At 66.5% G+C, this 18,608-nt stretch carries 15 protein-coding genes and 1 pseudogene; 8 read left to right on the top strand and 8 right to left on the bottom strand.

Going from position 1 to position 18,608, the window contains the following annotated elements; all coding sequences use genetic code 11:
* Positions 1 to 25 precede the first annotated feature (25 nt).
* Both ARTSIC4J27_RS18265 and ARTSIC4J27_RS18260 read left to right on the top strand, forming a co-directional pair.
* A complete protein-coding gene (locus ARTSIC4J27_RS18265; protein ID WP_050056940.1) occupies positions 26 to 1,849 on the top strand; it encodes an IucA/IucC family protein in 1,824 nt (607 codons plus the stop codon).
* A gap of 49 nt (positions 1,850 to 1,898) precedes the next feature.
* A complete protein-coding gene (locus tag ARTSIC4J27_RS18260; RefSeq protein ID WP_050056611.1) occupies positions 1,899 to 2,708 on the top strand; it encodes an SDR family NAD(P)-dependent oxidoreductase in 810 nt (269 codons plus the stop codon).
* Here ARTSIC4J27_RS18260 and ARTSIC4J27_RS18255 read toward each other — a convergent pair.
* Positions 2,658 to 3,746, bottom strand: a complete 1,089-nt coding sequence (locus tag ARTSIC4J27_RS18255; RefSeq protein WP_050056610.1) for an FUSC family protein — start codon at positions 3,744 to 3,746, stop codon at positions 2,658 to 2,660. The two genes, ARTSIC4J27_RS18260 and ARTSIC4J27_RS18255, sit on opposite strands and share 51 nt — an antisense overlap.
* A gap of 199 nt (positions 3,747 to 3,945) precedes the next feature.
* A complete protein-coding gene (locus tag ARTSIC4J27_RS18250; protein ID WP_050056609.1) occupies positions 3,946 to 5,556 on the bottom strand; it encodes an MFS transporter in 1,611 nt (536 codons plus the stop codon).
* 546 nt (positions 5,557 to 6,102) lie between these two features.
* Here ARTSIC4J27_RS18250 and ARTSIC4J27_RS18245 point away from each other — a divergent pair.
* Positions 6,103 to 6,363 (top strand): hypothetical protein, encoded by a 261-nt coding sequence (locus ARTSIC4J27_RS18245; protein WP_050056608.1) that lies wholly within the window; start codon positions 6,103 to 6,105, stop codon positions 6,361 to 6,363.
* A 122-nt stretch (positions 6,364 to 6,485) separates the two neighbouring features.
* On the opposite strand, the gene ARTSIC4J27_RS18240 is transcribed toward ARTSIC4J27_RS18245, so the two are convergent.
* The gene (locus ARTSIC4J27_RS18240) at positions 6,486 to 8,993 is read right to left on the bottom strand and encodes an ATP-dependent DNA ligase (protein WP_050056607.1); all 2,508 of its coding nucleotides are present in this window, start codon (positions 8,991 to 8,993) and stop codon (positions 6,486 to 6,488) included.
* A 40-nt stretch (positions 8,994 to 9,033) separates the two neighbouring features.
* Here ARTSIC4J27_RS18240 and ku point away from each other — a divergent pair, with 40 nt between their 5' ends.
* The 3 genes from ku (at position 9,034) to ARTSIC4J27_RS18225 (ending at position 11,646) form a co-directional block, all read left to right on the top strand.
* Positions 9,034 to 10,164 carry a non-homologous end joining protein Ku gene (gene ku / locus ARTSIC4J27_RS18235; protein ID WP_050056606.1) on the top strand — a complete coding sequence of 377 codons (1,131 nt, stop codon included), beginning with the start codon at positions 9,034 to 9,036 and terminating at the stop codon, positions 10,162 to 10,164.
* 203 nt (positions 10,165 to 10,367) lie between these two features.
* Positions 10,368 to 11,225 (top strand): class I SAM-dependent methyltransferase, encoded by an 858-nt coding sequence (locus ARTSIC4J27_RS18230; protein ID WP_050056605.1) that lies wholly within the window; start codon positions 10,368 to 10,370, stop codon positions 11,223 to 11,225.
* Entirely contained in the window at positions 11,215 to 11,646 is a 432-nt protein-coding gene (locus tag ARTSIC4J27_RS18225) for an SRPBCC family protein (RefSeq protein WP_050056604.1), read from the top strand. Before ARTSIC4J27_RS18230 ends, ARTSIC4J27_RS18225 begins: the two co-directional genes overlap by 11 nt.
* A 114-nt stretch (positions 11,647 to 11,760) precedes the next feature.
* Here ARTSIC4J27_RS18225 and ARTSIC4J27_RS18220 read toward each other — a convergent pair whose 3' ends face one another.
* The 5 genes from ARTSIC4J27_RS18220 to ARTSIC4J27_RS18200 all read right to left on the bottom strand — a co-directional run bounded on the left by ARTSIC4J27_RS18220 (position 11,761) and on the right by ARTSIC4J27_RS18200 (position 16,524).
* Positions 11,761 to 12,039, bottom strand: coding sequence for an HPr family phosphocarrier protein (locus ARTSIC4J27_RS18220; protein WP_013599585.1), 279 nt, complete (start codon positions 12,037 to 12,039; stop codon positions 11,761 to 11,763).
* Positions 12,040 to 12,100: 61 nt separating this feature from the next.
* Positions 12,101 to 14,170, bottom strand: coding sequence for a PTS fructose transporter subunit IIABC (locus tag ARTSIC4J27_RS18215; RefSeq protein ID WP_050056603.1), 2,070 nt, complete (start codon positions 14,168 to 14,170; stop codon positions 12,101 to 12,103).
* A gap of 2 nt (positions 14,171 to 14,172) precedes the next feature.
* A complete protein-coding gene (locus ARTSIC4J27_RS18210) occupies positions 14,173 to 15,168 on the bottom strand; it encodes a 1-phosphofructokinase family hexose kinase (protein WP_050056602.1) in 996 nt (331 codons plus the stop codon).
* Positions 15,165 to 15,971, bottom strand: coding sequence for a DeoR/GlpR family DNA-binding transcription regulator (locus ARTSIC4J27_RS18205; RefSeq protein ID WP_050056601.1), 807 nt, complete (start codon positions 15,969 to 15,971; stop codon positions 15,165 to 15,167). The genes ARTSIC4J27_RS18210 and ARTSIC4J27_RS18205 overlap by 4 nt, the downstream gene beginning before the upstream one ends.
* 295 nt (positions 15,972 to 16,266) lie before the next feature.
* On the bottom strand, positions 16,267 to 16,524 hold the full coding sequence (locus ARTSIC4J27_RS18200; RefSeq protein ID WP_050056600.1) for a DUF6458 family protein: 258 nt from the start codon (positions 16,522 to 16,524) through the stop codon (positions 16,267 to 16,269).
* A 197-nt stretch (positions 16,525 to 16,721) separates the two neighbouring features.
* On the opposite strand from ARTSIC4J27_RS18200, the pseudogene ARTSIC4J27_RS18195 reads away from it, so the two are divergent.
* Together ARTSIC4J27_RS18195 and ARTSIC4J27_RS18190 are read left to right on the top strand one after the other, a co-directional pair.
* Positions 16,722 to 17,355: pseudogene (locus ARTSIC4J27_RS18195) on the top strand (alpha/beta hydrolase).
* 424 nt (positions 17,356 to 17,779) lie between these two features.
* A complete protein-coding gene (locus ARTSIC4J27_RS18190) occupies positions 17,780 to 18,529 on the top strand; it encodes an HAD family hydrolase (protein WP_050056599.1) in 750 nt (249 codons plus the stop codon).
* The last annotated feature ends 79 nt before the right edge of the window (positions 18,530 to 18,608 follow it).

Genomic DNA, 18,608 nt, shown 5'->3' with positions numbered 1-18,608 from the left:
CCTCGATTCCGCACCTGCACCCGGCATGGATCCGGCTGCTGCCGGCACGGCCAACGCGGCCCCGCACCTCAGCGCAGAGCGGTGGGACAACGCCAACCGGCACCTGCTCCGCAAGGCACTCGCCGAGTTCTCCCACGAACGGATCCTTGCCCCCGAGCCCCTGGACGAAAAGGCCGGGAACTACCGGGTCCGCAGCGACGACGGCACGCTGGAGTGCCGCTTCACTGCCAGGCTCCTGGAACTGGAGCACTGGTCCATCGACGCCAGTTCCATCCGCTGCTTCCGGGACGGAGCCGAAGAGCCGCTGGACGTGCTGGAGTTCATCACCGCGTTCCACGGCACACTGGGCATCAACCTGCAGATGCTGCCGGTGTACCTCGAGGAGGTCAGCAGCACCCTGGCAAGCCACACGTACAAGCAGTGGGCCGGCCAGCCCACGGCGGCGGAACTGGCAGCCGGAGTCACCGGCGGGCTCAACCCGGCCGTGGACTTCCAGGCCATCGAGCGCAGCATGACCGAAGGCCACCCCTGCTTTGTGGCCAACAACGGGCGCCTCGGCTTCGGCATCACCGACTACCACGACTTCGCGCCGGAGACGGGAGCCCCGGTGCAGCTGCAGTGGATCGCCGTGCACCGGAGCCACGCGGTGTTCACCGCAACTGCAGGACTGGATTACCGCGCGCACCTGGACGCCGAGCTGGGTTCACTGCTGGGCGGCTTCGACGCCGAACTCCAGGTGCTGGGCCTCGACCCGGACCAGTACTTCCTGATGCCCGTGCACCCGTGGCAGTGGGAGAACAAGCTCACCGTGACGTTCGCGGCCGAGATCGCCCGCCAGCGGATTGTGTACCTGGGTACCGGGAGGGACAGCTACCAGGCGCAGCAGTCCATCCGGACCTTCTTCAACACCACGGCCCCGGCCCGGCACTACGTCAAAACCGCCATGTCCGTGCTGAACATGGGCTTTATGCGCGGACTGTCGCCGCAGTACATGAAGGCCACGCCGGCGATCAATGACTGGCTGCGGAACCTGATCGAATCCGATAATGCCCTCCAAAGCCGGGGGTTCACCATGATCGGCGAACTCGCCGCGATCGGCTACCACAACGGATACTACGAGGCCGCCTCCGCCAAGGGGTCGCCGTACCGGAAGATGCTCTCCGCCCTCTGGCGCGAAAGCCCGCTTCCGCTGCTGCAGGAAGGCCAGCAGCTGGCCACGATGGCCTCGCTGCTGCATGTGGACGCCGAAGGGAAACCGATGGTTTCGGCGCTGATCGAGCGGTCCGGACTGGCCCCCGCGGACTGGCTCCGGCGGTACTTCGAGGCCTACCTGGTCCCGCTGGTCCACTGCCTCTTCAAGTATGAGCTGGCTTTTATGCCGCATGGTGAGAATGTGATCCTCATCCTCGAAGACGGGGTGCCGGTGCGGGCCGTCATGAAGGACATTGCCGAGGAGATTGTGGTGATGGGGGACCGGCTGGACCTTCCGGAGGAGGTGTCCCGGATCAAGGCGGACATCCCGGACGGGGAAAAGGTGCTGGCGATCTTCACGGACATCTTCGACTGCATCTTCCGTTTCCTGGCCGCACTCCTGGCGGAGGACGGCAAGGTCAGCCAGGAGGAGTTCTGGCGGACCGCTGCCGCCAGCATCCGCGACTACCAGGGGCAGCATCCGGAATTCTCGGACCAGTTCGCGCGCCACGACCTGTTTGCGGAGGATTTCGAACTGTCCTGTTTGAACCGGCTCCAGCTCCGCAACAACCAGCAGATGCTGGACCTGGCGGATCCCTCCGGCGGGCTCCAAATGGCCGGCCGCCTCGCGAATCCCTTGGCGAGGTTCGCGGGGTAAAACAACGGGAAGAAGGACTGGCGGAAAGGTGCACGGCTAGGCTGGCACCATGACCCCAGATATCTCCGGACCAACTTCGATTTCCGGAACTACGGCCCTGGTTACCGGGGCAAGTGCAGGCCTGGGCGCCGAGTTCGCACGCCAGCTCGCTGCCCAGGGCTACAACCTCGTGCTGGTGGCGCGGGACCGGGCCCGCCTCGAGGAAGCAGCGGCGGGCCTGGAACGGCGCTACGGAATCACGGCTGAGGCGCTTCCCGCGGACCTGACGGACGACGCGGACGTGGCCGCCGTCGTCGGACGCTTGTCCGATCCCCTGCGGCCGGTGGGAATCCTGGTCAACAACGCGGGCATCGGTCTGCTGCACAACTTCGAGGACAACCCCGTCTCCGAGGAGAAACTGCACCTGAAGCTGCATGTGGAAACGTCCATGCTGCTGGCGCATGCCGCCCTGAAGGGCATGCTGGACCGAGGCGAGGGGCGGATCATCAACGTGGCCAGCATCGCCGCCTTCCTGCCGCGGGGCACGTATTCCGCGGCGAAGGCGTGGATGGTGAGCTTCAGCCGATGGGCCAACCTCGCCTACGGTCCGCGGGGCGTAAAAGTCACGGCGGTGTGTCCGGGCTTTGTCCACACCGAATTCCACGACCGCATGGGCATGGACAAGTCCGTGGTTCCATCCTGGACCTGGCTGCGCCCGGGGCGCGTGGTCCGGGAAGGGCTGGCGGACAATGCCCGGGGCAAAGCCGTTTCCATCCCCACCAAACGCTACAAACTGGTCGCTGCGCTGGCGCGGATAGCCCCGGCGAAACTAGTGGCGGGCCCGCCGCGGAAGCCCGATGAGGGCAGCAACAGTCCGTGATCCTGCCCGCCGCACCGCGGCCACCACTGCGATGCCCACCAGCGCGCCCACCAGGGTCTCCACGCCGCGTTCCAGGATCAGGACCGCGGGGTCGATCGGTGCGGCGAGCTGGGTCATCAGCAGGATCACCGGCGTAAAGGAGACCATCGCCAGGCCGTAGTGGCGGGCCATAAACAGCTCCGTGGTGAACTGGAACAGGATCACCAGGAGGGCCAGCAGCACCGCTTGCTGCCCGGGAAACAGGCCCGCCAGGGTCCACGGCCCGGGAAGAAGGACGACGGCGGTGACGGCCAGCCCCACAAACGTTCCGACGATGCGGTGGATGCCCCGCCGGACGCTGCTGGGCAGGTCGGCGCCGGCCAGGGGAACGGCTGCGGCGGCCATGGCCCAGTGCGGGTGGCCGCTGCCGCTGAGGACCCCCACGGTACCGGCGGCCCCCACGGCGAGCACGTACCGTGCGGCGTGCACCAGCAACCCGCGCCGGCCGGCGGGCTGGGCCGCCGGGGTCCGGGCGGTACCCCGCTGCCAGGATCTGTGCCGGACCCAGCCGCCGAAACCCACCAGCAGGGAAAAAGCAGCTGAGCCGGCCGCAATGAGCAGGGCCAGGTACCAGGGAACTGGTACGGGGACCGAGGCGCAGGCTCCCAGCGCCAGGATGCCAAAGAACGGCCCGTTCGGCTTGAGCCGCACCCTGTCGGCGAAGACCGATCCGACGCCGGCCAGGACCGCTTCCACGGCGACAAGCCACCAGGACTGCAGGTGGTTGACGGACAGCAGGAGGCCTGCCGTCACGCCGCCCAACAGGACCACCGCGGCCTGGCACTGGTGCAGGAAGCGGAGCTGGTGCGGTTCCGAGCGGCCGTACATCCCGGTCAGGGCGCCGAAGACGGCGTACATGATGAGGTCGGTCCGGCCGGCGGCCAGGAGGAGGAGCGAGGGGACGGCGACGCTGATGGCGACGCGCAGGGCGGCGAGGTGGTCGCGGTTTGCGGGCTCCAGCCGGTGGAGGGCGCGCATTTGCTCCATCAGAAGCCTCATGCCGCACCGTCCCTGCCTGTATTCCGGGTCCCCTTCAAGGTCCCTTTGGAAAGTATCATCGGGCGCCGCCTGCCGGCATTTCCTGACGTGTCCCGGGGAAACAAAACGACATCGGGCGCGGCACGGCAAAGGCCCGCCCCGCGCGCTTTTGTGGAAGCTGCGCTGGACGGGCCTTGGGAGCGTGGGCTGCTGGTGGCCGCTAGACCTGGGCGGGAACCTTTTCGGCTTTTGAATCGGTGATGTCCTGGGTCTCGAACGGGAGCTCGTCCAGGTCGATCAGCGGGTTCTCGTCCTGGGTAGCCACCAGTTCGCGGGCCTCAGCCTGGGTGTCCACGCTGGGCATTGAGCCGGGCAGGGGCCGCTGGGCCGATTCCTTCAGGAAGTAGATGGCGACGGCGCCCACCAGTGAGGTGCCCATGAGGTAGTAGGCAGGCATCATGTCGTTGCCGGTGGCGCTGATCAGGGCCGCCACGATGAACGGCGTGGTGCCGCCGAAGATGGCCACCGAGAAGTTGTAGGCGATACCCATGGCGCCGTAGCGGCTGGACGTGGGGAACTGGGCCGGGAGGGCCGAGGCCAGGTTGGCCACGTAGAACGTCACCGGGAACGCGATGAGCGCAAGGCCGGACAGTGTGGACCAGATCTCGCCGACGCCGATCAGCATAAAGGCCGGGGCGGCCAGGACAACTGTGCTCAGCGCACCGATCCACAGCACGGGCCGGCGGCCGATCCGGTCGGACAGCTTGCCGGTCAGCGGTATGCACAGGCTCATCACCACCAGGACGGGGATGGTCAGCAGGGTGCCGTGCACCTCGTCGTAGCCCTTGGACTCCGTGAGGTAGGTGGGCATGTAGGACGTCAGCGCATAGCCGGCGGTGTTGGCGGCGGCCACCAGGACCATCGCCACAATGATCGAGCGCCAGTAAGCCTTTACGATTCCTACCGGGCCCTTTGCCGTTGCCTCGTCGGTTGCGGCGGCGTGCTTGGCGAGGTCTTCCTGCGCGTCCAGGGTGGCCTGGAATTGCGGGGATTCCTCGATCTTGCTCCGGAAGTAGATCGCGATCAGGCCCAGCGGACCGGCCACAAGGAACGGGATGCGCCAGCCCCACTCTTCCATCGCACCCTGGCCCAGGGTCAGCTGCAGCACGGAGACCAGGGCGGCGCCGAGGGCGAAGCCGAAGTAGCTGCCCATATCCAGGAAGCTGGCGAAGAAGCCGCGGCGCTTGTCCGGGGCGTACTCGCTCACGAAGGTGGTGGCACCGGCGTATTCACCGCCGGTGGAGAAGCCTTGGACGATCTTCAGCAGGACCAGCAGGCCTGCTGCCCACAGGCCGATCTGCGCGTAGCCGGGGAGGAGTCCGATGGCAAAAGTGCTTGCCGCCATGATCATCAAAGTGGTGGCGAGGATCTTCTGCCGGCCCACCTTGTCGCCAAGCCAGCCGAAGATCACGCCGCCGAGCGGGCGGGCGATAAACGTTGCGGCGAACGTTCCGAGCAGGAACAGGGTTTGGGTGGTGGGATCTGATTCCGGCAGGAAGACCGGGCCCATGGTGGTGATGAGGTAGCCGAAAACGCCTACGTCGTACCATTCCATGGTGTTGCCCACGATGGTTCCGCCCAGTGCCTTCTTGAGCATGGGCTGGTTCACCACGTTGACGTCCGACTCCTTGAGCCGGCGGCGGCCCAGTTTGATGGGCTTCCGTGGTGCCTTGGCAGCCGCGGGTGGGGTGCCGGGGGGTGTTGCTGGGTTGGTTCCGGAGGCGCTGTAGGTGCCTGCGGAAGAGTCGGTGATGCTTCGGTCTGTGGGCATTTGGGCAACTCCTGTGGAGGTCATTTGCTTGCGACTTGTAGCTGCCCCGCTCCGGGCAGGCCTTCAATTTTACGCGAAACCCATGGCGCCCGCCCGTTTTATGCCGTAGGATCAACCCTTTTCGGCACCTTTCAGGACGGTTTGGCCGGTATCTTTTTCCCGCTTTTCCCGCGCCAGCACAGGGAATGGCGGGGCACCGCGCAATCGTTACCGAATTTTTTCGCAAGTACGACGGCGGCAGCCGCTTTTGGCGCGCTCCCGGCGGCTAATCGTGACGGCCGCCACGGTTTTCCGGACCACCTGCGAAGGCTGTCCGGGCCGGCATGCGGGGGCCGGCGTCGTCCTCGCCGCATGGCGCCCCTCATCCCGACGGCCCTTGAGGGGTTCACAGGGGCCCGGCGCTTCCCTAAGGTTGTGCCATGGGAACACTTTCTTAAAGGCGGGCGGACGCCTGCGGCCAGGCCATTGCCGGCCGCCCATCGCGAATAAGGCCCCGGCGGCCTCACTTTTGGTAACACTTCGTTTCATCGTGGAAAGGAAGAACAGATGGCTGACGACATGACTGGAAAGAAACTGGCCCCGGAGGTGGCCGACCACCTGGCGCAGGCAATGAAAGCCCCGGACATGCCCGGGGCCGCAGCTCCGGTGGCCCCGACGGGTGCGGGCGCCCCGGGAACGTGGCCTGATGGCAACGGGAAGCGGCGGCACCCCAAGGAACGCGGATCCGGCCATGGCCGCATGGGGCAGGGGGCTGCCGTGACGGCGGTCCACCGCACCAGCCGGCCGCAGATGCCACACTCGTCCTAGGATCACACGGGTTTAGGACACGCACCGAGCCCCGTGACGCGGAGACGGCCAGGCGACACCCACACTTATGGGTTCGCCCGGCCGTTTCCGTGTCCCGCAAATCTGCGGGCCGCCCGGGAGCTTTACGCCTCCGGCACAACCTCCGATGGTTCCTTGTCCAGCCGCCAGCCGCGCCACACCGGGTGCCGGAGCCGCCCTGTTCCGGTCCACTCGCTGTACGTCACCTCACCCACCAGCTGGGGACTCACCCAGCGGGCATCGGCCGCATCTTCACGCGGCACATCCTGGAAGGGCGACGTTTTCCTCGCCAGCCGGTCCACTGTCTGCCGGAGCTCAGTGAGCTCGCGCCAGCTGAAGCCGCTGCCCACCCGGCCCACGTACCGCAGGTTCCGCCCGTCGGGGATGCCCACCAGGAGCGATCCCACCGACCCTTCGCGGGCGCCCTTGCCGGGCCGCCAGCCGCCCACCACCACCTCCTGGGTCTGGTCGAGCTTGAGCTTGATCCAGGTGCGGGTCCGCTGTCCGGTGACGTACCGGCCGTCGGTGCGTTTGGCCATCACGCCTTCAAGGCCGAGTTCCTGCGCACTCTCAAGGATGTCTTCCACCTGTTCCTTCAGGACCAGGGACAGGTCCACGGGGCAGTCCGACGCCGTGAAAAACTGCTCCAGCCGGCTGCGCCGCTTGGCGAGGGGCAGCGCGCGAAGGTCCGTGCCGCCGTCGTACAGCAGGTCGAAAAGCATCAGCCGCACGGGGATGGCCTTCCGTGCTTTGGCGACGTCGGCGGGCCGGGTGAGCTTCATGCGGCCCTGGAGCAGGCCGAAGTCAGGCCGGCCGGAAGGTCCGACGGCGATAATCTCGCCGTCGGCGACGAACGGCTGGGGCGGCCAGCAGTCCCGGTCAGTGAACTCCGGGTAGGTCCTGGTGACGTCGTTTCCGTTGCGGCTGAAGATGCGGATGGTTTCCTCGTCGGCCACGAGGATGGCGCGCACCCCGTCCCACTTCAGCTCGAACTGCCAGTTGCTGCCTTGCAGGTCCGCTGTGGTCCCGGACGTGGCCATCATCGGGCTGAAGTCCTCGGGTGCTATTGGAGCGGCGGCCGGGGAATCCTCCGCTTGCCCTTGCTCCGGGACTTCCTCCGGCTCGTTGCCTTCTTTCTCCGACTCCGCCGCTTCCTCCGGCTCCTCCTGTACGGCGACAGGCCGCTGCCGGATGCCTGGCCGGTCTTTGTCCATGAGATGGATCAGCCACTGGCTTTCGGCGTCCTTGCCCTGTCTGCGGCCCGTGTGGATGAGCGCCACCTTTTTCGTTCCGCCCAGGCCGCCGCCTTCGGAACCGTGCAGGGTAACAATGACCTCCCTGCCGTTGATCCACTTGTGCAGTTCATAGGTGCCGTGGTCCCAGATGGTCATTTCGCCGGCACCATATTCGCCTTTGGGGATGGTCCCGTGAAAGGTGAGGTAGTCCATCGGATGATCCTCGGTCTGGACGGCCAGGTGGTTCTTGCCCCCGCTTTCGGGAACGCCTTTCGGCAAGGCCCAGGACACCAGGACGCCGTCGTGCTCGAGCCGGAGGTCGAAGTGGAGCCGGCTGGCGTGGTGCTCCTGGATGACAAACGCGTCCCCGCTGCCGGCCATGCCGCTGAAGGGTTCCGGGGTGGCGTTGGGATCACGCATGGAGCGGTACTTGCCCAGGCGCGGGTCGCCGTCGTGATGCTGGTCCGGTACGTCCAGGCTTTGGTTTGAGGCGCGGACGACGGCGGCGAACGGGTCAGTGCCTTCCTGCACCCTGCGCAGCACGGCCTGGTAGTCCAGGTGCTCCAGGCCCGGGGAACTGATTTCCTCCCAGGTTCGCGGTGCGGCCGCCATTGGAGTGGGGCGGCCCCGCAGTGAATAGGGCACGATGGTGGTTTTCGCCGCGTTGTTCTGGCTCCAGTCCACCAGCACCTTGCCTTTGCGCAGCGTCTTTTTCATGTCGCTGACGGCAAGGTCCGGGTGGTCTGCTTCCAGTGCGCGGGCCAACTCCCGGGCGAACGCGGAAATCTGGTCGGAGGTTTGGCTCCGGTCCAGGGCGGCGTACAGGTGGATGCCCTTGCTGCCGCTGGTCACCGGGACCGGGTCCAGGCCCACGTCCTCGAGGATGCCGCGCGCCAGCAATGCCACTTCCACACACTCCTCAAGCCCGGCGCCCACACCGGGATCGAGGTCCAGGACCAGCCGGTCCGGGTTCAGCTGGTTGCCGTGCGAATCCACCTGCCACTGGGGAACGTGGATTTCCAGCGAGTTGATCTGCCCGAACCAGGTGAGCGTGGCGGGGTCGTTCACCATGGGGTAGTAGATGGTCCGGTCCTTGTGGGTGATGGCGGCGCGGGGAAGCCAGCCCGGGGCCGAATCCTCAAGGTTCTTCTGGAAGAAGACCTCGCCGGGCTTCTCCTCGGTTCCAACGCCGTTGACCCACCTTTTCCTTGTGGCGGGCCTGTTGGCCGCGGCGGGGATGAGGACGTGTGCCACGGCGGCGTAGTACGCCAGGATGTCCGCCTTGGTGGTGCCGGTCTCCGGATAGATGACTTTGCCCAGGTTGGTGAGGGTCAATTCCCGGCCCGCAACCCGGACACGCTCCTTAGCGGCGGCCACAGGTCTTCACCTCCGGCGCTGCGTGCTGTTGACTTAGGGAATGAGAGCCATCTGGAAAGGTGCCATCGCGTTTGGCCTGGTCAACGTCCCCGTAAAGGTCTACAGCGCAACCGAAGATCATGACATCAGTCTGCACCAGGTGCACAATGCCGACGGCGGCAGGATCCGCTATCAGCGCCGGTGCGAGGTCTGCAGCCAGGTCATCGACTACTCGGACATCGAGAAGGCCTACGAGGAGGACGGCAAAACCGTTGTCCTCTCGAAGGATGAGCTCCAGGCCATTCCCGCCGAGAACAGCCACGAAATCGAAGTGGTGCAGTTCGTCCCCTCCGAGCAGCTTGAACCGATGATGTTCGAGAAGAGCTATTACCTGGAGCCGGACTCCAAGTCGCCCAAAGCCTACGTGCTGCTCCGGCGTGCGCTGGAGGACACGGACCGGGTGGCGATCGTCCAGTTCGCGTTGCGCGAGAAGACGCGGCTTGGCGCGCTGCGGATCAAGGACGACGTCCTGGTGCTGCAGTCCCTGCTCTGGCCGGACGAGGTGCGCGAAGCCAACTTCCCGTCCCTGGACGTATCCATCAAGATCTCCCCGCAGGAACGCGACATGTCCGCGGCTTTGGTGGAGTCCATGGCGGCCGATTTTGATCCCGAGCATTTCACCGACGACTACCAGGTGCAGCTGCGCCAGCTCATCGAGGCCAAGCTCGAGCAGGGTGACGCGCTGGACACGGACGAGACCTTTGGTGTGGAAGCCGGTGAAGGCGGCAAGGGCGAAGTCATCGACCTGATGGAGGCGCTGAAGCGGAGCCTGGACCGGAAACGCGGCGGCGGGTCCGGAACCGCGGGCAGCGGTTCCGGGGAGGAGGCCGCGGATTCCGACGACGAGGAAGAGGGCAAGCCCGCCCCCAAGCGGGCCACGGCCGGCAAGACGGCGGCCGCCAAGTCTGACGGGACCAAATCCACGGCAGCCAGGTCCACGGCCGCCAAGACCGGCACGGGAAAGACCGCCACCAAGTCCACATCGAAAGCGGCGGACACGAAGACCGGTGCAGCCAAGACCACGGCCGCCAAATCCACCGCCAAGTCCACGGCGGGCAAAACTGCCGATAAACCTGCCGCGAAGACCACTGCCGGCAAGGCGACGGGCACCAGGGCGCGCAAGCCCGCGTGATACTCGTGGGCCTGCCGGGGGCGCCGCCTTGGGGAATGCCATGTCTATGAAACTACTAAGCTTGCTTGCTTTTCGATAGTCGTTGTACAAACGCTCTTTACAGCGGCGGCAGGCGCGTCCACAATGAGTCGCATCGCAGCCTCCGCTGTGCCGGCGGCGTGCTGTTAACTCACTGGGAACCATCGCAGTAGGGAGGCACAGCCATGAATGACCAGGCTGATGTTCTGGAGGCGGACCGGGCGCTGAAGCAAAAACACCGGGCCATGTGGGCATCGGGGGATTATCCTGCGCTCGCAAGTGAGCTGCTCCCGGAGCTGGGGGCAATCCTCGTTGAAGCCTGCGGCATCAATTCGCGCCAGCGGGTCCTGGACGTCGCTGCCGGCTCGGGGAACGCGGCCATCCCCGCCGCCATGATGGGCGCGAAGGTGGTGGCCAGCGACCTCACTCCTGAGCTGTTCGACGCCGGCCGGCACCAGGCCGCGGACCGCGGCGTTGAGCTGGAGTGGAAGGAGGGGGACGCGGAGGCCTTGCCGTTCGGCGATGACGAGTTCGATACCGTCATGTCCTGCCTCGGCGTGATGTTCGCGCCCCATCACCAGGCCGCCGCGGACCAGCTCCTGCGCGTCTGCAAGCCGGGCGGCACCATCGGCCTGCTCAGCTGGACCCCCGGAGGGTTCATAGGCAAGATGTTCGCCGCGCTGAAGCCGTTTGCCCCGCCGCCGCCACCGGGGGCGCAGCCCGCGCCGCTGTGGGGAAGCGAGGAGCACGTCCGGGAACTGCTCGGCGGGAGGGTCACCGACGTCAAGGCCCGCAAGCAATCCCTGGCCGTCCGGAGTTTCCACCAGCCCGAGGACTTCGTCCGCTACTTCAAGTCCCACTACGGGCCCACTATCTCGGTGTACAAGTTCATCGCGGAGGATCCGGACAAGGTCAAGGCGCTCGATGCTGCGCTGACCGAACTGGCTGAGTCCTTCGGCGATGCCCACGGCGATTCCCCGTTCCAGATGGAATGGGAGTACCTGCTGTTCACGGCGAAGAAGGCCAAGGGTAATGCCGGATGACTTTGTGGCGACGTCGTCCGCCACCATCGACGCCCCGCCCGGCCGGGTGTGGGAGGTCATTACGGACCCTGCGGCCACGAAGGAGTTTATGTTCGGCGCCGAGCTCGCCACGGACTGGAGCGTGGGCGGACCCATTACCTGGCGGGGGAGCTGGGAAGGCAAGGAATACGAAGACAGGGGCGTAATCCTCGAAGTGGAACCGGGCCAGCGGCTGGTGTACACCCACTTCAGCCCGCTGGGCGGGCAGGAGGACAAACCGGAGAACTACCACACGCTGACCTGGACGCTGCGGGACCAGGGCGGCCGGACGCTGCTGACGCTGGCCCAGGACAACAACCCCACAGCGGAGGCGGCCGAGCACTCACAGGGCATGTGGGACCGGCTGGTGGCGGACGTCAAGAGGCTCTCGGAACGCGGGTGACCCACCCGGCAGGGGAGGGGGAGCGCTTAAACGCAACAGCCGCCGTCGGACACCTCCCGGGGACGGGAGAGTCCGGACGGCGGCCGTACGCTCTGCTGCCAGGCAGCGAGGCTGCTACTCGGCGTCGTGGTCCGTTTCGAGGATCTGGACCAGGTGGTCCAGGGCAGTGTCAGCGCCGTCGCCCTCGGCCCGGAGGACCACTACGTCGCCGTGCGAGGCGCCCAGGCTCATGAGGGACAGGATGCTGGCTGCGTCCATCGCCTCGTCGGCCGGCTCGCCTTCGCGGGCAATGGTGATGTCCAGGTCGTACTCTCCTGCTGCCTCGGCAAAGATGGCGGCGGGGCGGGCGTGCAGGCCCACGCGGCTGGCGACTGTTGCTGTGCGTTCTGGCATTTTTGCTCCTTTGTCTTCCGGCGGGCTGGTATGCCGGGTTGAGGTAGTGGGTGGGGCAGGGTCAGACGGTTGCTGGAACGGTCTCCACCGTAGCAGCGCTCTTCGGGGCTGCCCAGCGTTTGAGGGCCACCACGGCCAGCGCGCTGACGATGGTTCCGGCGATGATCGAGATCACGAACATCAGCAGGTTGCCGATGGCGAAGAAGACGAAGAGGCCGCCGTGGGGTGCCTGGGACGTGACGTTGAAAGCCATGCACAGTGCGCCGGTGAGGGCACCGCCCACCATGCTGGCGGGGATGACCCGCAGCGGGTCGGCCGCGGCGAACGGGATGGCGCCTTCGGAGATGAAGGACGCACCCAGCAGCCAGGCTGCCTTGCCGTTTTCACGCTCGGCCAGGCTAAAGAGCTTCTTGTCCAGGACCGTGGCCAGGGCCATTGCCAGCGGCGGGACCATGCCGGCAGCCATGACGGTGGCCATGATCTGCCACGGTGCCTGGTTGTCGGCGCTGCCGGCGCTCAGGCCGGCGACGGCAAAGGCATAAGCCACCTTGTTGACCGGACCGCCCAGGTCGAAGCACATCATCAGGCCGAGGATGATGCCCAGGACGACGGCGGACGCACCGGTCATGCCGGACAGCCACCCGTTGAGGGCCAGCGTGAGGCCTGCGATGGGGCCGCCGAGGACCAGGAACATCAGGCCGGAGGCGAAGATGGAGGCGAGCAGCGGGATGATCACCACGGGCATCAGGCCGCGGAGCCAGCGCGGCACCTGCCAGGTCCCGATCAGGTGGGCCATGTAGCCCGCCAGCAGGCCGCCGACGATGCCGCCGAGGAAGCCGGCGCCCATAAAGCCGGAGACTGCCCCGGCAACGAAACCGGGTGCAATGCCTGGCCGGTCGGCAATGGCGTAGGCGATGTAGCCGGCCAGTGCAGGGACCAGGAAGCCCATGGACAGCGCGCCGATCTTGAACAGCACTGCACCGAGATAGGTGGTCAGGCCGCCCTCAGGCAGGTTGCCGAAGTTGTTCTCTACAACCACCGTGTCCGCAACTTCGGTGATGTCATAGCCACCCAGCAGGAAGCCCAGGGCGATCAGCAGGCCGCCGCCGGCCACAAACGGAATCATGTAGCTGACACCGGTGAGCAGTGCGCGCTTCAGCTTCTGGCCGATGTGCTCGCCCTTTTCGTCCGCCTCGTGCTCTGCCTGCTCTTCAGCCCCGAAGTGCGGGACACGGCGGGCGTGGGGGTTGTCGGCCGCGGCGAGGGCTTCCTGGACCATCTTGGCCGGCTCGTCGATGCCGCGCTTGACCGGCGCGTTGATCACGGGCTTGCCGGCGAAGCGTTCCTTGCCGCGCACGTCCACGTCCACCGCGAAGATGACGGCGTCGGCGGCCGCGATGACGGCGGGATCCAGCGGCTTGGCGCCGGAGGAACCCTGCGTCTCCACCTGCAGGTCGACGCCGGCCTCCTGGGCGGCCGCCACCAGGGAGTCGGCTGCCATGTAAGTGTGGGCGATGCCGGTGGGGCATGCGGTCACGGCCACGAGGCGCTTGGGCCGTGAGCTTGCCGAATCCCCGGCGGCTGAGCTTGCGGAAACCGGGCCTGCCGATGTGGAACCGGCCGGAGCGCCGGCGGCGCCGGCGGCAACGCCCGCGGGAGCGGCGGCATGGGCGGCGGGCTTGTCAGCCAGTGCGCCGTCCACGAGTTCCACGATCTCTTCGCGGGAGGAGGCGTTGCGCAGGGCTGCGGTGAAGTCCTTTTTGATCAGGGACCTGGCTAGCTTGGACAGCAGCTTCAGGTGCGCCTGGTCCGCGCCGTCCGGGGCTGCGATGAAAAACACCAGGTCTGCCGGGCCGTCCTTGGCGCCGAAGTCCACCTTGGGGTCAAGGCGGGCCATGGCCAGGGTGGGTTCGATCACGGCGGCGGAGCGGCAGTGCGGGATGGCGATGCCGCCGGGGATGCCCGTGGCGGTTTTCTGCTCGCGGGCGAAGGCGTCGGCGAAGAGGCCTTCAACTTCTGATGCGCGTCCGGTGGCAGCTACTTTGCTTGCCAGGTGCCGGATCACCGTCTCGGGGGAGTTGCCCAGGTTCTGGTCGAGCTCGACCAGTTCCGTGGTGATGAGCTGGGTCACTGTCAATCCTTTCGAAGGGCCGTGATGGTTACGGCATCCGGGGTGGTTTGGTGAACTGCCGGGACAGTGGAGCCCGGCAGGGAGGCGGCTGCGGCACCGTGGGCCACCGCCTGACGAAGGCAATCGGCCGGGGCGGCGCCCTGGCCTTGGGCGAGCAGGTAGCCGGCCAGGGCTGAATCGCCCGCGCCGACCGTACTGACAGCGGCGACCGGCGGGTGCGTGGCCAGCCACGCGCCGTCGGCCGTTACCAGGACAGCTCCCTTGGATCCGAGAGTTGCCAGCACAGCTCCCACGCCGGAACGTACGACGGCGGCGGCTGCCGCTGCGGCAGCAGCCGGGTCCGCTTCCAGTTCCTCAGCGGTGGCCGGGGAAGCGAAGCCGGCTGCGGCAGCCAGTTCCGCCAATTCCTCGGCGTTGGGTTTGAGAAGGTCCGGCATGCCGCCGGCGCCACCGGTGAGGGCAGCGGCGAGGGGCTGGCCGGACGAGTCGACGGCGATCAGCGGCTTCCGTTCCGGAGACGCGCCGTCGGCGGAAGAACGCAGGCGCTGGGCCGCCGTCGCGTAAAAGCCTGCCGGGAACCCCGGCGGCAGCGAACCGGCCAGGACCACCCAGCTGGCGCCGCGGGCGGTCTCCACCAGCAGCTTAATCAGGGCTTCCTGCTGGTTTTCATCCAGCACGGGGCCCGGTTCATTGATCTTGGTGGTCACACCGCCCGGTTCGGTGAGGGCAACGTTGGTGCGCAGCGGCTCAGCGATGGGCAGGGAGACGAAGGGCACGCCGTTTTCGCGCAGGCCGGCCAGGACCGGGTCGCTGTCCGCGCCGGGGAGGACGGCTATGGATTCAAGGCCGGAGGCCACCAGTGCGCGGGAGACGTTGACGCCCTTGCCGCCGGACTCCTGGCTGACGGAAACGGCGCGCTGCACTTCGCCCCGTTCAAGCGGGCCGGGAAGGGCAACGGTACGGTCCAGGCTGGGGTTGGCCGTGAAGGTGACGATCATGCGACCACCACGTCTACGCCGGCGTCCTCAAGGGCGGCTGCCAGTTCCGGGCCGGGTTCGCTGTCTGTAATCAAGGTGTCCAGATCTTTCAGGGAGGCGAACTGGACCAGGGTTTCCGTGTCCAGCTTGGAGGAATCGGCCAGCACCACGATGCGGCGTGCCGATCGGACGAAAGCTGCCTTGACGGCGGCTTCCTCGGGGTCGGGAGTGCTGAGGCCGAAGGAGGCGTGGATGCCATTGGTGCCGATGAAGGCAATGTCCGGGCGGATCCTGCCCGCGGCCTCAACGGTTGCCTGTCCTACGGCAACCTGCGTGATTCCGCGGACCCGTCCGCCCAGGACATCGAGGGCTATTCCGGGAATGTTGGACAGTTTGCCGGCGATCGGAAGGGCGTGCGTGATGGCCACCAGTTCGGCGCGGTCTTCTGCTCCATCCGAGGGTTCCCCGGCGGTGCGCCGGGAGAGCAGGTCCGCCAGCACTTCGGTGGTGGTGCCGCCGTCGATCAGGACGCTGCCGGGGGAGTTGCGGGGGATGAGCGCCAAGGCTGCCTCCGCGATACGGATTTTCTGGTCCGGACGCTGGATGGCCCGCTCGGTGACGCTTTCCTCGGTGGTGCTGAACCGGTCCGTGGCAACGGCGCCGCCGTGCACCCGGCGGACCGTGCCGGCGGTTTCGAGGGTGGCCAGGTCGCGCCGGACGGTTTCGGTGGTGATGCGGAAGCGCTCAGCCAGGTGGGTCACGGTGACCCGGCCGGTGCCGGCAACAAGCTCGGCAATCTTTTGCTGGCGCTCCTCGGCGAACACATACCCTCCGTTGCGTAAGGCTTGCTGTCAGTGACTGGCATCACAAGATGTTGAGTTACTTGACTTTATCTTTGCTTCTGTTGGTTTGTCAATGGAAACCCACATGAAACAAAATCCCCCTTCCCAGCTTGGGAGTTTTTGTCCACATATGCAGGGTTGCGGGCCCCTGAAGTCTGCATATGTGGACAAAAACTCGGAGCGGGGTGCGAAAAAGCCGGGCCGGACCGTAGTGGTCCGGCCCGGCTTCTGCGGGTTCATTGGAGGGTTGCTGTCCCCGGGATTCCTTCTGTCCTTGCTACAGCCCGCCGTCGCGGCTTTCGTTCCTGGTGATGCGCTCGCCGGTGTTCGGGTCCACCACGGACCGGCTTTCGCTGACCCGCCGGCTGCGGCCCGGGGAGGCGAGGATCAGCGAGGCGATCAGGCCGATCACGCCCACGGCCATCAGGATGTAGCCGATGAGCACCTGGTCGACGAAGGGAATCAAGCCTGGAGCCACTGCCCAGGCGAGGATGGCGCCAAGTGCGATGAGGAAGATGGAAGAGCCGATTCTCATGTGCTGCTCCTTGCTGGTCGCGGAGGGGCCTTGTCCAGGCCCGTGACGGGATGCTAAGTATGCTGTCCGTCACGCGCCACGCTACAGCGCCGGGATGCCCTGTTCAATGCTTTGGCCGGTCGCCGGGCGTTTCGAATGAGCAACATTTTGGCGGGCCGTGGACTGAGGGCCGCTGCTTGCCTCGATAGGCTGATCCGATGGAAACAGTTGTGTGGTCGAAGCCGGAGGGCGAACGGGCGGGCACGCCGTTGCTGGTGATGATGCACGGCTATGGCACCGACGAGTCGCGGATGGTGCGGCTTTTTGAGTACCTTCCGGCGGAATTCACCTGCGCGGCCCTCCGGGCTCCCATGGCCATCGGCGACCACTATGGCTGGTTCCTGCTGGACTACTTCCTGGCCAATGACTTCGCGGATGTCATTAAGGCTGCCAATGCAGTCCAGACCTGGATCAGCAGCGTCAAGGGCCGGCACTCCAGCGTCAGTCTCCTTGGCTATTCACATGGCTATGGCGAGCACCCTGCTGCGCCTGCATCCCAAGGACTATGAGGCAGTTGTGGGGCTGTCCGGCTTTGTGCTCGAAAATGAGCTCCTGTCCCTCACTGAGTCCTTCGATACACCGCCGCCTTTCTTCTGGGGCCGGGATAAGGCGGACCTGGTGATCAACGAAGACGCTGTGGCGTACACCGAAGAGTGGCTGCAGGCGAACACGCTCCTCACCGCCAGGACCTACCCCGGCATGGGCCACGCCATGTCCAAGACGGAAATGGTGGACGTCAGCGCCTTCCTCCGCCACTACGTGCTCCGCCCCAACGGTTCCGCCGGCTCCTAGCACCTGCGGGGCATGCGGCGAGATGTGCGTCACAAAGAGGGTTGAAGAAAAAACAGTTGCCAGCCAAATTTGTAAGCGCTTACACTCGTCTTCGGCCGCGCGCGCGGCTGTGAACTGGGCAGACAAGGAGGGCGGTGCGGTGCGGATGCTTTGCGGCAGCCCATTGAGGCGCATCACTGTTGGCCCCCGCGGTGGAGCCGGACATTCCGCCCGCTTGTCCGGCAGCCCGGAACAGGCCCGTGATGGTAGGGACAGATGGATCAGCAGGGCCGCCAACGAGGCCCACGGTGGAACAAGACCGCTGCGCGTGTAACGCCGGCCGGCCCGCCGACTCTGCAGATGATCCGGGCGCCGAAGCCACCACATCCCAGAAGCAACCCCGCCTTCGAGGCTGCCCGCCGTCTGAAAGGACACCGCACCACGCATGAGTGAAAACACTGCAACGCACCATCCGGTCACCAGCCTCACGGCATGGACCGGAGCCTCCGCCATCCTCTTTGACCTCGACGGCGTCCTGACGCCCACCGCCACGGTGCATGAGCAGGCGTGGCAGGAGTTGTTCGAGGGCTACCTCTCCTCCCGGCCCGAGGTCACGGGCTACAGCGAGAGCGACTACTTCGACCACATCGACGGCAAGCCGCGTTTTGACGGTGTCCGGGATTTCCTGGCCTCGCGCGGGATCGTCCTCCCGGAGGGCCCCACCGACGACGACCCCGCCAACACCACCGTGCAGGGCCTGGGCAACCGCAAAAACCGGATTTTCAACGACATCGTCAGCACGGGCGTGGAACCGTTTGAAGGCTCGGTCCGGTTTTTGGAAGCCGTACTGGGCCACGGCCTGAAGGTCGCCGTCGTCTCTTCCTCACGCAACGCCCCCGCAGTCCTGGATGCCGCCGGGCTGAGCCACCACTTCGCCGTGGTGGTGGACGGCGTGGTGGCAGCCAGGGAAGGCCTGCCGGGCAAACCCAGCCCCGCCACCTACCAGTACGCCGCCCGGCTGCTGGGCCTGCCCAGCGAGGAATGCGTGGTGGTGGAAGACGCCGTCTCCGGAGTCCAGGCCGGAGAGGCCGGCTCGTTCCACTCGGTGATCGGAGTGGACCGCGGCGCCGGACGGCAAACCCTGCTGGACGCCGGAGCAACCGTGGTGGTCAACGACCTCGACGAACTCCTCTAACCGGCCCCGGACGGGGTGCCGCGATTCCCCATCCCGGCACCCGGCCCCAACGAACTAACTTAAGCAAGCAGTCAGCAGC

Origin of the sequence: Pseudarthrobacter siccitolerans, from assembly GCF_001046895.1 — a bacterium.
Classification (GTDB): Bacteria; Actinomycetota; Actinomycetes; order Actinomycetales; family Micrococcaceae; genus Arthrobacter; species Arthrobacter siccitolerans.
This window is presented reverse-complemented; position numbering and strand designations above follow the sequence as displayed.

Bases quoted from the DNA above. Each gene is read 5' to 3' on its own strand.
- ARTSIC4J27_RS18200 (WP_050056600.1), bottom strand. From the start codon at position 16,524: ATGAGAATCGGCTCTTCCATCTTCCTCATCGCACTTGGCGCCATCCTC.
- ARTSIC4J27_RS18245 (WP_050056608.1), top strand. From the start codon at position 6,103: ATGGCTGACGACATGACTGGAAAGAAACTGGCCCCGGAGGTGGCCGAC.
- ku (WP_050056606.1), top strand. From the start codon at position 9,034: ATGAGAGCCATCTGGAAAGGTGCCATCGCGTTTGGCCTGGTCAACGTC.
- ARTSIC4J27_RS18250 (WP_050056609.1), bottom strand. From the start codon at position 5,556: ATGCCCACAGACCGAAGCATCACCGACTCTTCCGCAGGCACCTACAGC.
- ARTSIC4J27_RS18225 (WP_050056604.1), top strand. From the start codon at position 11,215: ATGCCGGATGACTTTGTGGCGACGTCGTCCGCCACCATCGACGCCCCG.
- ARTSIC4J27_RS18210 (WP_050056602.1), bottom strand. From the start codon at position 15,168: ATGATCGTCACCTTCACGGCCAACCCCAGCCTGGACCGTACCGTTGCC.
- ARTSIC4J27_RS18190 (WP_050056599.1), top strand. From the start codon at position 17,780: ATGAGTGAAAACACTGCAACGCACCATCCGGTCACCAGCCTCACGGCA.
- ARTSIC4J27_RS18230 (WP_050056605.1), top strand. From the start codon at position 10,368: ATGAATGACCAGGCTGATGTTCTGGAGGCGGACCGGGCGCTGAAGCAA.
- ARTSIC4J27_RS18220 (WP_013599585.1), bottom strand. From the start codon at position 12,039: ATGCCAGAACGCACAGCAACAGTCGCCAGCCGCGTGGGCCTGCACGCC.
- ARTSIC4J27_RS18255 (WP_050056610.1), bottom strand. From the start codon at position 3,746: ATGAGGCTTCTGATGGAGCAAATGCGCGCCCTCCACCGGCTGGAGCCC.
- ARTSIC4J27_RS18265 (WP_050056940.1), top strand. From the start codon at position 26: ATGGATCCGGCTGCTGCCGGCACGGCCAACGCGGCCCCGCACCTCAGC.
- ARTSIC4J27_RS18260 (WP_050056611.1), top strand. From the start codon at position 1,899: ATGACCCCAGATATCTCCGGACCAACTTCGATTTCCGGAACTACGGCC.